Origin of the sequence: Sphingobacterium sp. WOUb80 (genome assembly GCF_050058145.1) — a bacterium.
Taxonomy (GTDB): domain Bacteria; phylum Bacteroidota; class Bacteroidia; order Sphingobacteriales; family Sphingobacteriaceae; genus Sphingobacterium.
Window position 1 is genome coordinate 1,617,555 of sequence record NZ_CP165617.1, and the last position, 13,429, is coordinate 1,630,983.

Sequence of the window (13,429 nt, forward strand, 5' to 3'; positions counted from 1 at the left end):
AGCGAACAGAAGGAAACAGTGATTTTTACTTCTGTTCTTATGCTATTATACGCTTATGTAGATTGACCGCCGTCAGTTAAAAGATAGGAGCCTGTAATAATCGCAACTTTATTTTCTAAGCTTTCAATAGTTAAAAATTCCCAACAAATTAACTGATGCTGAATGTTACTCCGGTCATTTCCTGGCTCAGGTCCCATAAGCGTTTTGCTGAGCTTTCATCCAGTGAATATTCTTGTACACCATTTTGATGCAGTTTTGCATTAGCTTGAATTGAGGAGTCAGTTGGTAACAGCTCTGCAATATCCCCGTCTTCTAGGTATACTCCGCCTATAGCATTTAATAGTGGACTGGTCGCCGCAAAAATAGTTGTAGCAGCACCCTGAGGAATGGTCTTTAAACCTGCAAGTACCTCTGGCTGGATATTTCCATTTTCATCCAAAAACCCCAGCTGCTTCCATTGTTCTACGTCCGCATTTCTGCCTAATTCTGTTCCTGCTATAGAACCTGGATGCAAAGCATATGCTCTTACATTAAAATCTTTGGCTCGGTTATCCAGCTCCAATGCAAAGAGATTGCTAGCTGTTTTTGACTGACCGTATGCCAGAAGAGTTTGATAATCTCGTTTTTCAAAGTTTGGATCTTCAAAATCAAAGGCCGCGTTGTGATGCCCAAGAGAAGAAACATTTACAACCCTTGCACCATTTGCCTGTTTTAATGCTGTCCATAATTTTGCCGTCAGATGGAATTGACCTAAATAGTTTGTTGCCAGTTGTGATTCAATACCTTGTTGGTCACGTTGTAGGGGAACCCACATTATACCTGCATTGTTAATCAACAAATGAAGTGGTCTGCCGGATAATAGAAATTTTTGCGCAAATCTTTCAATTGATAGAGGGTTCATCATATCTCCTTCTTCGATTTCAATATTGGGTATGCCTTTTAGATTTGTTTTTGCTTTTTCTAAATTCCTAGCAAGAACGATGACAGTGGCACCTGCTGAAGATAGTGTTTTGGTGGTTTCCAGTCCAATGCCTGTATTGCCTCCTGTTACAATCGCGATTTTACCATTCAAATTAATTCCTTCTATCACCTCTGTTGAAGTAGACGCTGCTGTGAAGCCAGAACCAATCGGTTTCTGTAACACTCCTTGATAATTGTTTGCTTTCATTTTTTATTTGCTTCTGTTTAGACAAATTTAGAAGACATTCAGTGGTTCGACTTTGTTTAAACGTCCTAATTAGCTTTGTTTAAAAGGTCATAGGGGATTTTTTACCGGAGATTTCTTATTTTTATGTTTCAAGTATGTGGTAAGCATCAGATTGAAGTACTAGATGATCTGTAACAATTATTAATAATCGCAATTATGACCGTTTCTCGTTACTATAGACCTGAATTAGATGTGCTGCGCTTTATTGCTTTTTTGTGTGTATTTTTTGTACATCGGATGGACCTTGCGCCATTTGATCCGGTCAAACAGTACTGGTTATACAATATTAGCTTAGTTGGAAATTTTGGTGTTCCGGTGTTTTTTCTGCTGAGCGCTTACCTTATTACCGAACTACTGATCCGAGAACAGGAGCAGACGGGAAGTATTCATCCCAAAGCATTCTATCTGCGACGTATTCTTCGGATCTGGCCACTATATTTCTTGGTATTTTTTTGCTGGGTATTGGTGACTCCTTTTTTCTTTCCAGAATTTAAACTCCCTCCGATAGCATGGGGAGCTTTTAGTATGTTCGCGGGAAACATCTACATAAGTTTTAACGGATGGTTGCCGGCTTATCCGCTCAATCCATTGTGGAGTATATCTGTTGAGGAACAATTTTATATCCTAATACCTTTACTTGCCGCCTATGGCGGGAAGACCGGGCTGAAGACCGCCGCTTATTTATTTCTTGCTGTAGCCTATGCTGTTCTTGTCTGTTATGGATTACATCCAACAGATGGGTTTAACAGCGCATGGACCAACAGTTTTGTACAATTTCAGTTTTTTTCGGCTGGAATCTTACTATCCGTATATTTTAAGGGATGGACTCCCCAATGGCCGATAACTGTGCGTGTGTTAATGATAGTTGCAGCTTTAGGCTGCTGGCTGACTGCTTCTATCGTATGTGGCATACATGCTGATGCGCCTCACCTGTCTAATGTAACGGAAACTGTCATTGGTTGGATGTTGATCTTACTGGGAGCTGTTTTGCTGTTTTTGAGTCTGCTGGGAATCTCAGGTCAGTTTTTGCCAAAACCCCTTATTTATCTAGGACGGATTTCTTATGGACTTTATGTATTTCATATTTCATTTTACTGGCTTGTATATAAAACATTTGGTGAAGAGTTAAGTGAAATCAGCCAATCGTTAGGTATTGGAGAATGGCGGAATACACTTGGCTTCATCATCGTATTTATCGCAACGGTGCTGCTTTCGATGCTTTCCTATAGTTTTTTTGAAAAACCATTTTTGCAGTTAAAAAAGCGATTTACATTTGTCCCTTCAAGAGATTGAATTTCATAGGGATTACGAGGTGCCTATTGTCCCCAAATAGAGAATTAAAAATGTAAAGAAAATAAGAGATGAAAAAAAAGTGGATTTGGATCTGTATGCTTTTAACTATTGCCGTTGGGATATGCGTTTTTTTCTCAATTGATAAACTGATTATAGAGCGGAATAACGAGTCTTTGGATGCCAATTATGCCTCTTTTCAGGAAATCAATGAACATTATAGATCTGGTACATTCGAGGTGGCTTTGGTTGCAAAGGTGGTGGTGTCAAGCGCAGCTTCTCCGAACCCTATCCGTATTTTTTCTTCCGTCAATGACCAATTGATTTTAGGTTGTGATGCAAGGGTAGATGAAGAAACAAAAGATGATACCCGTTACTATAAAATAGATAAGACAGGTAAGGTGGCTGATTCCATCTATGATGCCTATGATGGTTATTGGGCACAGTTCATTGATGACTTTATAGTTTATACAAGTGACAGAGATGACTACTATACTACCTGGCCACTCAATGGCGATACTGTCAGACATAAAGTAATAGAGCTGAATGCTGATCTGAGCTGGGATCATGAAAAGGTGAGTGCCGGGGTCAAAGCAATAAAGGCTACTGAAAAATATTGGTTTTTCAGCTCCTTTGCAAATGAAGGTATTTGGTATAGAAAAACCTATTTTTATGCTGATCGGCAATGGAAGTTGTTATGGCAAAAAATGCCGGGTTATACAGATATTCCGAATGAGGAAAGTAGTAATAGGTATCGTAAAGACATTTTCCGCAGTGGAGAATACGGTTTCGAAAGACCTGATGATGTTAAGCTCCTTTATTTTTATCCTGAAGAAAAAATAAAATATTATCACATTATTGGCGGTGGAGATGGTGGTTTCAGTGTCTATAATTGGCGAGGACGGGGATTTTTTGAAACCAGTATCGCAGGAAAGAATTTCCAATTTATGGTTCCCCAACTGGTCGTGGAGAACGAAAAGCATGACGATTTCAAATCAGGTCTGTACATCGTGCGTGAACCTGGGGCGTCATGTGATATTTATAATCCCGCTTTTTATCATTCGCCACATGGCTTTTCATTCTACTCTCCCGATCCCAAGCAGCTATTTCTGATCAAAGTAAAGTGAAAATTTAAAATAGGTGAACTTTAATTTATAAAACATCAAAAAGTTTTACATTTTCTCAAAAGTAAATTACAGGAAATTTAAGTAATATACTTAACTATATGTATTTATAAAATTTGCATATCCATTCTTAGCTCTATTATTTTGGCGCCTGTTTTGTGGAGGAGGTCACTTCAAAGAGGTGATACAGCTGTATGTGATCGAATATAAAAATGGCCGCGGCAAATGCCTTAAATCCCTACACTGTTCGTACCTGCTTCGTATTGTCTTCGGGGCTGAACTAGCGAGCAGCCACTGTTGAACCACTGCTGACCAGTATTTCCCTGTTTGGAGACTGGTCAATGTCTGTTCAACTTCTGTACAAGATCTATTGTCGATCCGAAGCAGGTACGAATCTAACTCGAAGCAAGGGCGATAAACTGTTGCTTGAGCTTGTATTTTTTGAAGTATCAGACGAGTGTGTGGTTGGAATATACCGTACTGTACGACTTATTTTGTGCCGGCTTTTGTCTGGTCTCTGACAGCCCACCGACACAAGCGAAGCCGCAACCGACGAGTCTCCGCCAACCTGCCAGTGGCTATTGACAATGCGCGGTTTGATGTAGTATATTTGTCGAGGTAAATCAATGAATGCCGTTATAAATGAATATTTTATGTGGTTTAACTTTTTGGAACAAAAACAACATGACGTTTATCGCCTGTTAGCTTGGGGTATCGCCTACAAAAAGCGCTATCCAATTGTGGCCCCACTTTGTTTTCGCTTGGGAGGTTTACCCGAGAATTTTAGGGCATGCGTTGTACGATCTTTTGAGTTGGAGTCAGTGTTTATGGCTTCATCATGTAAAATTCCTGTACGGGCGATGACAATTGATACAAAAATCTATTGATCTACGTCAATAGTATGCTGATAAAGTATTCTGCAATTTGTCTCTGATTGCGATGATTGCCGAGATCCGTACATTTAAATAAAAAACACCACAATACAGGGTATTATGGTGTTACTTGAATATGTGGTTTGATTAGTTTTTCGCTAAGACCATTTCTGGTTCTTCTTTTCCGCCATGACAGGTTTTACAAGAAATCGCTTTGGCAGGAGAATTATCCCAACTACGGTTAAAATACTTTTTGTTGATCTTTTGGGTCATCTTGATCATAGCCCGTCCAATATCCTTTTTGTGGTTCTCATCACTTGCAAAGTCCAATTTGTTCGGATCTTGTTTTGAAGGTGCATGACAGAAACCGCATTTTACTCCAAGTGCAACATTAAATTCCTTCATGGTGGAAATCAATTCGTCATGGGAAATATTTTTTGGAAGAACTTTTAGATTGGTTGGTTTTGGCTCTTCCTTCGGTTTTTCCTGCTGGAAACTAAATGCACTCAAAGCAAGCGCAATAGCCAACACCGATGCAATCGCACCTAATTTATTTATTTGTTTCATTTCTCTTTTCCTTTATGCTTAACTAAATATAGGGAGAAAGAGGTAATTTTCAAACAGAATATGAATTTAAAATGACAATTTAGATTGATTATTATTTACGTACAGCGTTATTGACAATCCAGCTCTGGCTATTGGGTTGATAGTTAATTGTCAGCGATTTTCCTTTAATTGTCACTTCTTTTAAGCCTGTGGTGTCAGGAGAGATCCAGGTACTATCATTTGTTTTGTTTAATACAAGGTCTGTAATATTCGGAATCCCTGTATAAAATTCAATTTTATAGGTATTTCCGCTCACTTGTAATACACGTATTAAACGATTATCCCGATCCACATCCAATGTATTATCCTGATATTGAACACGGCCTATAAAGCTGCCGGAAGCCCCAGCAGATCCACCTCCTGTGTTATCTTTTTTTGCACATGAGGTGATTAGAATAATAAATGAACTGAGCGTGGCCAATGGAATAAACAACTTCATGTATGTAATTTTTGCTCTAAAATAAGACTTTTTGGTCAAAAACTCAATTGATTAATCCAGAAATGATATTTATTGTCAATGCAACGACAAATGTATTTAGAGCAAAGGAGAGGAGGCCGTGAAATAAAGCCACCCTTCGTATTTTTTTTGATGAGATTCCGACATCAGACACCTGGAAGGTACAGCCCATCACAAATGAAAAATAAGCGAAATCCACATAATCGGGCTTGTCATCTCCCGGAAACTCTAGTCCGGTTCCAGTCACCTTATTTTCATAGTATAAGCGTGCGTAATGAAAAGTATATATCGTATGTACCAATACCCAAGAGGACAGCATGGCTAAGATGCAAATAATGATAATATAAGCGTCATTTAACTGTTTATCCTTGCTTGATATAATAATCATCAATACCGAAACAAAACAGCCTATGGTCACTAAAATAATAAATAGCGATACGAAGAGACGGCTGCCATCTTCCTGCTGTGCTTTTCGGGCAATAGCAGCAATTGGTGTGGTATAAAATGTGTACCAGGATATAGAAATATAGGCTAAACAAAAGCCAAACCAGCATAACATTAAATTAAGCAGAGGGAGGCTTTTGATGGGCGAGATCAGGTAGATCAATAGAAAGACAAGGACCGAAATCAGCGCCCGATGAATAGATTGCATCCGATGCAAGTAGTAGTTCATTTTTCCCATTTGAGGTTCAATTAACAGTCAAATTGTTCTTCTGCATCAAACATCAGTGGGTTGCCGTGATTGGACAGAAACAGTAGCATAGCTTCTTCTTCATAATTTTTTGGATTAGAAAAAACGAAATCTAATGCACCATCTCGGTCGATATCCCCAACGAATAGCGTCGACATAAATACGTGGTCATATTGGTCAACCTGAAACAGCATTTTTTCTTTATTTCCATTATTTGGGATATAGAGCAGCTTATAATCGGTAACCTCATGAAATACCTTTTCGTGCGCCTTTTCATCTGTTTGCACTTCTGTGGACCTTATAGTTCCTGAGGCCCTGAGGTTTATCTTTTTGTTGTTGAATGAATAAGTAACAGATTCTTTTGGCCAAATTTCGGACTGACTTATTTTAATATGTTCTACTACGCCTGCTTTAAGTCCTTTCAGCTTCAGGAATAACAATGAATTTCTTCGTGATTCAACGCTTTTAGTAGCTACTTGTGCGCAGTCGTCAAAACCATCCTTGACCTCATAATCTACTTTGCCCAAATAATATTGACCATTTTCCTCATAAAGATCATACCATTCTTTGTTTAATACTGCCGTAGGATCTTCCTTTTCCCACATGCGATAGCTGCGGACAAGAAAGATCTGTCCTTGTGAAGAATCTGTCTTAGGCGAAATGAAAGGTGCGGTGTTATCATTAGTTGATACTGATAAGCTGTCTGAAATGTGTGCTGTATCAGGTAAATTTCTATGCTGTTTTGTAGAAGAGTTTGTACACGCCTGTAGGGAAAATAATCCCAGGATCAGGCTGAAGGAAATGAAAACATTCATATACGGTGAATTTTGTTTAAATATATAAAATTCACCGTATATATAATATTTCTGTTTCCTAGCTAAATAGCTCTTTTAACAATGAAAATGAACGAAGGCATTTGTCGTCATCAAAAATATAGGAAGTTGCCATGATTTCATCGACCTTGTGATCCTTAACAAACTTTTCTATTTCCGGACGGATTTTGGCACCATCGCCGATAAATGCACAAGAAGCCATACTCTGTACAGCCTGCTCAATGGCGGCGATACCTTTGTAAATTACATCCTGCGTCGGTTCTGAAAGAGGTCTTCGTGTGTTGGTCACTATTCCCGCAAATAGGTTATAGAAGCTTGTTGCCAAAAAATTGGCTTCTTCCGTACTGTCCGCTGCAATGACATTGACACAGGAGATGAAATAGGGTTTTTCTAAAACTTCCGAAGGCACAAAATTCTGGTGGTAGATCATACTTGCTGATGCAAATTGTGCTGGTGCAAAATGTGTCGCAAAGGCATATGGAAGACCCAGGCTAGCTGCCAGATAGGCACTATCGGTACTTGACCCCAAAATATAGAGCGGAATATCCAGACCTTCACCCGGAAAAGCTCTTACTTTTGCATCATAGTTATCTGCACTGAAATACCGCTGTAGGTCTTTTACTTCTTGTGGGAATTGAAAGGCTGTATTCAGATTGTTTCTGCGTAATGCCATGGCGGTCAGTTGATCCGTTCCCGGAGCACGGCCCAAACCAAGATCAATACGACCGGGAAATAATGTCTCCAATGTGCCAAATTGCTCAGCAATGACCAATGGAGCATGATTAGGCAGCATGATGCCCCCCGAGCCTACACGTATATGATCGGTATTTGCCGCTATATGCTGTATCAGAAGTGATGTTGCTGAGCTGGCTATATATTCCATATTATGATGCTCGGCAACCCAAATTCTTTTAAAATCCAGTTTCTCTATATGTTGGGCAATTTTTACAGTACGCTTTAGGGCACTAGCGGTATTTTCTCCTTTTTTGATTGGCGCTAAGTCCAATGCTGATAATGCTATTTTATCCATGCATTAAAATTACGGAGAAGAATTTCGACAATTGTAATGAAAATGTCTAATCTAAGAGACGCTGTGTATGTATGACACTAAATTGATCATTTAGGGTGGTCGTAAAAAATGTGAACGAGTCGCCGGCATCTTTTATTTTAAACTTCTTTTTGATCTCTTCGGTTTTCAGGGGGAAGTTTTTTGCGATGATATCGGATTTTAATTGTTTTTTACTTTTCTTAAAATCCGTGAAAGATTCAATTTGCTTTATAACAAATGTCTTGCCTGGGAAATTCTCAACCTTTTGATCGGAAGTATAGAGGTGGGTGTTTTTATGCAATTTTTTTACATTGAACACTTGAGCAATCGTTTTAAAAGCTCCAGCTTTGGATAGAGCAACATCAGGTTCATATAAATAGGACAGGGGAGCACTGTAGTCGTTTACGATTGCACGTTCGTTTTCGTAAGTAAAGGAGACAAGCTGCTGCCGCTCCTGAAACAATCTTACGGCATGTATGTATGGCTCACCCTCGTAGCCCTTTTCCTGTATAAAAATGAGTTCCTTGCAGTCATTCTGTAAAGAAACGACGTAAACGTTTTTTACATATCGGAGCATTTGTATTGCCGCCGATATATCCAATAATGGAGCAAGCTTGCTGATTATCGTATCAGCATGTTTAAAAAAATCATCTTGTAATTCAACTAGATTAGGCTCACATTCATCCAGTAAAAATACCTTTTTGTTCAGGACTCTTCTTGAAGGATCAAGGTAGATATAATCAAATCGTTCAGCAGGAGCCTTGAGAATATAATCGATACCATTTGCAGCGACGACCTGGAGGTTGCCCGCACCCAAGACTGCCGCATTATGCTTTGAAATTGCCGCGAGTTCGGGGTTCAACTCACAGGAAGTTACTTTTTCCACCTTTTGCGAGAAGTAGTAGCTATCAACACCGAAACCGCTAGTGGCGTCAATTAAATGGCTTCCTTTTTTTATAAGCGAACTTTTGAATATACCTGTTTTCTCGGAGGAACATTGCTCAAGATTGAGCTTAGCAGGAAAGTAGATTCCACGTGTTTGTGCCCACAATGGAATTTTAGCATTCGCCCGTTGGCGACCATCAAGCTGGGCTGCAAGTTCTGCGGAAGATATTCCTTCAAAAGGAGATTTTTTTAACGCAATTTTAGCTGGTGACTCATGCATGTTTCTCTCTAAAAACTGCTGAATCTCCTCTTGAAGGATTAATGTATTCATTTATATTTTTTTAACAAGAAGTTGGCAAGTATAAGTATCCTTTAATTCGCTAATAACTTCCTTATCAACCAAAACACGGTCGATTGTCTCCTGATTGTAATAACGGATTGTAATTAGCTCTAGTCCTGATTCATACTTGACCTTAAAACGCTGCTCCAGTTCATTGATCAGGTCGACCAGATTTTTCCCTGTATCATCTACTGCCACCGTAAAATTGATTGCTGTGTTGTGCATCATATTGATTTTGATACGGTATTCATGAAATAAATTAAAGATATCCCGGAGGTTGTCTTCGACTATAAAGGAGAAATCTCTCGGCGAGATTGAAATGAAAATCTGGTTTACCTTAAAGATAAAAGAGGGTACTGGTAAGGTCTGATTTGTACTCTTTATCATGGTACCGGGCGAATCGGGATCAACAAAGGAACGTACATTCAAAGCGATCTTTTTGTTTTGCAGAGGTTTTATTGTTTTCGGATGGATGACCGTTGCACCATAATACGTAAGTTCAATAGCGTCGGTGTACGATAATTCAGGAATCAATTCGGTCTTTTCAAACCACTTGGGGTCAGCATTGAGGACACCCGGTACATCTTTCCAGATAGTTACGTTTTCGGCATTTAAGCAGGACGCAAATATCGCTGCGGAATAGTCGGAACCCTCCCGGCCTAAGGTGGTTGTGAAATTTTCAGAAGTAGAACCCAAAAATCCTTGTGTGATTACAATGTATTCATCGAGAATGGCAGGAAGTTCTGCACGGATTTTTTCTTCCGTTTTGTTCCAATCTACAATAGCTTCGCGATAGGTATTGTCTGTGAATATATAATCACGCGCATCCAGCCATTTTACGTTTTCTCCAATAGAAGCAACATAGGCTGCTACGATCTTCGTGGAGATAAGTTCTCCCATTGACACAATCTGATCAAAAAGGTAATCATATGAGTCTTGAGGTTCTTCTTCCAGAATCCATTCGATTTCGACAAAGCAGTTGGCAATTTCATCGAATATAGGGTTTCCGGCTTCAGGGAACAATTCCTGAAGGATATGAAAGTGAAATTCTTTTGCGTCCTCTAAGGTCTGAAACTGCGAACCTGTGTTATTAAAATACTCTTTGGTCAATTTTTCCAGGAGGTTTGTTGTCTTCCCCATAGCGGATATGACGACTAATAAGGCGTCGCCTTTGTATTTTGAAATAATCCGAGCTGAATTTCTGACACTTTCAGCATCTTTTACTGACGCACCTCCAAATTTAAAAACCTGCATTTATTTATTAGTTTAGTTGATTGCTAATTGATACTATTAATATAGTTTAGTCCTTTGTCTGAAATCAGATGCTTAAATACCGTATAGGGGATACGCAGTTCCGTATTTCCTTCAGCATAGGATTTGATCTCGTATACATTGTAGTAAAACAGGATATCATTTTTTTCAAAAGTGAAATTATCGGCCAGTGAAAACTTGCCGTCTTCAAAAAAATATTTTCCATTTAATGAATCATCACCGCTTAATCCTTCTTGCTTACGGAAATATTGCTCAACGATCTTTATGAATTTATCTTTATTATCTTCAATAATGATATCATTGATCGTAATCGCTTTGTTGGATTGCCGATCAAAATTTGAGTAAAGAGTGAAGTGGTCTCCATGTGCTCCACCGGTATACTCTTCCTGTTTGGTTCGTATTCCCAAGAAAATAGGGGTATTGGCGACTACATCCACTTGTAGGTCCCGGCTCCAGGTTGCCGTAGATTTCCCATTATTCTCTTCTACATAGTCGTTGTAGGAATTAATAAAGCGATGTGCCGCCTCTTCCATGCTTGTATCGCCTTCAAGATGAACGACAGTAGCAATAAGGTCGTTAATTTTGCTTTCTTTGAAAATAGGGTATTTGGCCCGGAAATAAGTCGTATCCAATCGATCATCTTCTTTTAGAAAATAATTGCTATGCTCATCTATATTTTTTCTGCTATAGGACAGTGTATCGGTATGCTGTATGTCTACAGATGTTTTATTTTGGCCATTGCATCCATATAACAAACCGCTGAGAACTAAAATCTTTAAAAAAAAATGAAACCGCATTGATTTGAATATTCTGTTATTTAATAAGTGATTGACACATTGATCCACTCCGCATCAAAGTCTGCTTTATATTTTTCATAAAACTTTATAGCCGGCTCATTCCAATCCAGGACCTGCCATACCATCCCATGAAATCCGCACTGTTTGCCATAGTCCAAAGTCTTATCAAAAAGTAATTTACCGATTCCCAGACCCCGCATACTTTCTGTGACAATCAGATCCTCTAAATAGAGTCTCCGGCCTTTCCAGGTCGAATAGCGTGTATAATATAATGAAATTCCAACAATTTCGCCGTCTATCTCCGCAACAAAGGCACCCCATACCGGATGAGTACCAAAACCAGCATCCTCAAATTCTGAAAGTGATACGGTTACTTCGTCTGGCGCTTTTTCATAAATAGCAAGCTCTTTGATTAACTCAAGCATTCGTGGACAGTCTGCAATAACTGCTTGTCGTATAGTGGTTTTAGTCATTGTTTTTGAAGTGTTTGATAATTCTTTTGCCAAAAATTGTGCTTCCGATGCGTACCATCGTCGAACCTTCAGCTATTGCCAGTTTATAGTCTGAGGACATTCCCATGGATAGGGTATTGAAAAACTCATCTTTTCTGTAGAAACTTGCCTTGATTCCATCAAACAACATCTTCAGTTCATAGAATTCAGCTTTAATTACTTTTTCCTTATCGGTATTTGAGGCAATTCCCATCAAACCGCATATACGAATATTTGTTAACGCAAGAAACTCTTCATCACGGAGAAGTTCGATGAGCTCGGCGTGGTCAAAACCAAATTTTGTTTCTTCTTCCGCAATATATACCTGTAAAAGGCAGTCGATTGTCCGCTTTGCTTTTAGCGCATGTTTGTTGATTTCTTTCAGTAATTTTAATGAATCGACTGATGCAATTAAGTTGATGAAAGGTACGATATATTTAACCTTATTTGTCTGAAGGTGACCGATCATATGCCACTGAATATCTTTAGGTAAAAGCGCTGCTTTTTCAACCAACTCTTGAACATGATTTTCACCAAAGATACGTTGCCCAGCTTCATAAGCTTCCATGATGTCTGAGTTGGATTTTGTTTTTGAAACAGCTACAAGTTGTACGCCAACAGCCTCGGTTTCCAATCTTAATGCTTCTAAATTACTAGCGATACTCATTTCTGATATAGTTTTGATGATGTAAAAAGTGCCAAATGTCGGTGCTTTTTGTAAATTTGTACAAAACTACGAAATGCTACGATTAATACTGAATCTACTTGCAGTGATTTTTTTATTTGGTTCTTGTGTCGGAACTGGAGGGAAAGATATTATCTCTCAAAGTAAGTTTGTCGACGCGCTTACTGAAATTCAATTGACTGATTCCTATCTCAATATTTTACCGATAGATAGTGCACGCAAAGTGATGTTGCCTTTGTATAAAGTGACTTTCGACAAATACGGTTTGGACTCGGTCTCTTTCAGAAAGAATTTGGACTATTATGGTAAGGATGCAGAGGTTATGTCCGCTATTTATAAGAAAGTGGAAGATAATCTGACCAAGGAAAATAAGTTTTATGCGGATATAGAACGAAAAAAACAGGACTCCATCCGGACGAGAGATTCTATCCAAAATATGCATATTCAGGATAGCACCAATCGCGTTATGCGTACGCAGCAAGCCTATCAGGAGCGTATCGCAGCACTTATACATTATTTGCCCAATAAGTCGAAATTCAATTTTAGAGAATCCTCTTCACTGTTTAACAAAGGGATTCAATCAAAGACTGGTATTAGCGTGGACGGTTATTTAATGAACCAGTTGTCTGTAGGCAATTCAAATTTACCGATTGAAACGCCTGCTCCACAGAAAAGTACAGTTTCTCCGCCGACAACACCTGGTACTTCGGCTAGGGATACTGCATTGGCACAAAAACCTGTGGAGCCACGACCAACAACAAGTGAACTGGAAAAGAGACCAGTTCTTACTCCGCCGCAGCAGATAAAGCCGCCGGTGAAACTTTAACCATT

The 13,429-nt window shown here is 39.0% G+C and carries 14 protein-coding genes; 3 read left to right on the forward strand and 11 right to left on the reverse strand.

Annotated features, from left to right (window positions below; genetic code table 11):
- Positions 1-148 precede the first annotated feature (148 nt).
- Positions 149-1,168, reverse strand: a complete 1,020-nt coding sequence (locus AB1Z56_RS06505; RefSeq protein WP_426791478.1) for an SDR family NAD(P)-dependent oxidoreductase — start codon at positions 1,166-1,168, stop codon at positions 149-151.
- A gap of 195 nt (positions 1,169-1,363) precedes the next feature.
- Here AB1Z56_RS06505 and AB1Z56_RS06510 point away from each other — a divergent pair, with 195 nt between their 5' ends.
- Together AB1Z56_RS06510 and AB1Z56_RS06515 are read left to right on the forward strand one after the other, a co-directional pair.
- A complete protein-coding gene (locus tag AB1Z56_RS06510) occupies positions 1,364-2,500 on the forward strand; it encodes an acyltransferase family protein (RefSeq protein WP_426791479.1) in 1,137 nt (378 codons plus the stop codon).
- A 68-nt stretch (positions 2,501-2,568) separates the two neighbouring features.
- Positions 2,569-3,624 carry a hypothetical protein gene (locus AB1Z56_RS06515; RefSeq protein ID WP_426791480.1) on the forward strand — a complete coding sequence of 352 codons (1,056 nt, stop codon included), beginning with the start codon at positions 2,569-2,571 and terminating at the stop codon, positions 3,622-3,624.
- A gap of 1,016 nt (positions 3,625-4,640) precedes the next feature.
- Here the strand turns inward: AB1Z56_RS06515 and AB1Z56_RS06520 are convergent.
- From AB1Z56_RS06520 to AB1Z56_RS06565, 10 genes are all read right to left on the reverse strand, one after another.
- On the reverse strand, positions 4,641-5,060 hold the full coding sequence (locus tag AB1Z56_RS06520) for a c-type cytochrome (protein WP_309359459.1): 420 nt from the start codon (positions 5,058-5,060) through the stop codon (positions 4,641-4,643).
- Between the two features lie 91 nt (positions 5,061-5,151).
- Positions 5,152-5,538, reverse strand: coding sequence for a hypothetical protein (locus AB1Z56_RS06525; RefSeq protein WP_309359457.1), 387 nt, complete (start codon positions 5,536-5,538; stop codon positions 5,152-5,154).
- Positions 5,539-5,581: 43 nt separating this feature from the next.
- Positions 5,582-6,229 (reverse strand): DUF1345 domain-containing protein, encoded by a 648-nt coding sequence (locus AB1Z56_RS06530; RefSeq protein ID WP_426791481.1) that lies wholly within the window; start codon positions 6,227-6,229, stop codon positions 5,582-5,584.
- A gap of 20 nt (positions 6,230-6,249) precedes the next feature.
- Positions 6,250-7,062, reverse strand: a complete 813-nt coding sequence (locus AB1Z56_RS06535; RefSeq protein ID WP_426791482.1) for a hypothetical protein — start codon at positions 7,060-7,062, stop codon at positions 6,250-6,252.
- A 58-nt stretch (positions 7,063-7,120) separates the two neighbouring features.
- Positions 7,121-8,110, reverse strand: coding sequence for an LLM class flavin-dependent oxidoreductase (locus AB1Z56_RS06540; RefSeq protein ID WP_309359451.1), 990 nt, complete (start codon positions 8,108-8,110; stop codon positions 7,121-7,123).
- Between the two features lie 46 nt (positions 8,111-8,156).
- A complete protein-coding gene (locus AB1Z56_RS06545) occupies positions 8,157-9,344 on the reverse strand; it encodes a THUMP-like domain-containing protein (RefSeq protein WP_426791483.1) in 1,188 nt (395 codons plus the stop codon).
- The gene (locus AB1Z56_RS06550) at positions 9,345-10,607 is read right to left on the reverse strand and encodes an aspartate kinase (protein WP_309359447.1); all 1,263 of its coding nucleotides are present in this window, start codon (positions 10,605-10,607) and stop codon (positions 9,345-9,347) included. It lies immediately after the preceding gene.
- 23 nt (positions 10,608-10,630) lie between these two features.
- A complete protein-coding gene (locus tag AB1Z56_RS06555; protein ID WP_313263287.1) occupies positions 10,631-11,422 on the reverse strand; it encodes a DUF3298 and DUF4163 domain-containing protein in 792 nt (263 codons plus the stop codon).
- 20 nt (positions 11,423-11,442) lie between these two features.
- Positions 11,443-11,895, reverse strand: a complete 453-nt coding sequence (locus AB1Z56_RS06560; RefSeq protein ID WP_309359443.1) for a GNAT family N-acetyltransferase — start codon at positions 11,893-11,895, stop codon at positions 11,443-11,445.
- Positions 11,888-12,580 carry a YggS family pyridoxal phosphate-dependent enzyme gene (locus AB1Z56_RS06565; RefSeq protein ID WP_313263286.1) on the reverse strand — a complete coding sequence of 231 codons (693 nt, stop codon included), beginning with the start codon at positions 12,578-12,580 and terminating at the stop codon, positions 11,888-11,890. The genes AB1Z56_RS06560 and AB1Z56_RS06565 overlap by 8 nt, the downstream gene beginning before the upstream one ends.
- A gap of 73 nt (positions 12,581-12,653) precedes the next feature.
- Between AB1Z56_RS06565 and AB1Z56_RS06570 the strand changes: the two genes are divergently transcribed.
- A complete protein-coding gene (locus tag AB1Z56_RS06570) occupies positions 12,654-13,424 on the forward strand; it encodes a DUF4296 domain-containing protein (protein WP_309359439.1) in 771 nt (256 codons plus the stop codon).
- Positions 13,425-13,429 lie beyond the last annotated feature (5 nt).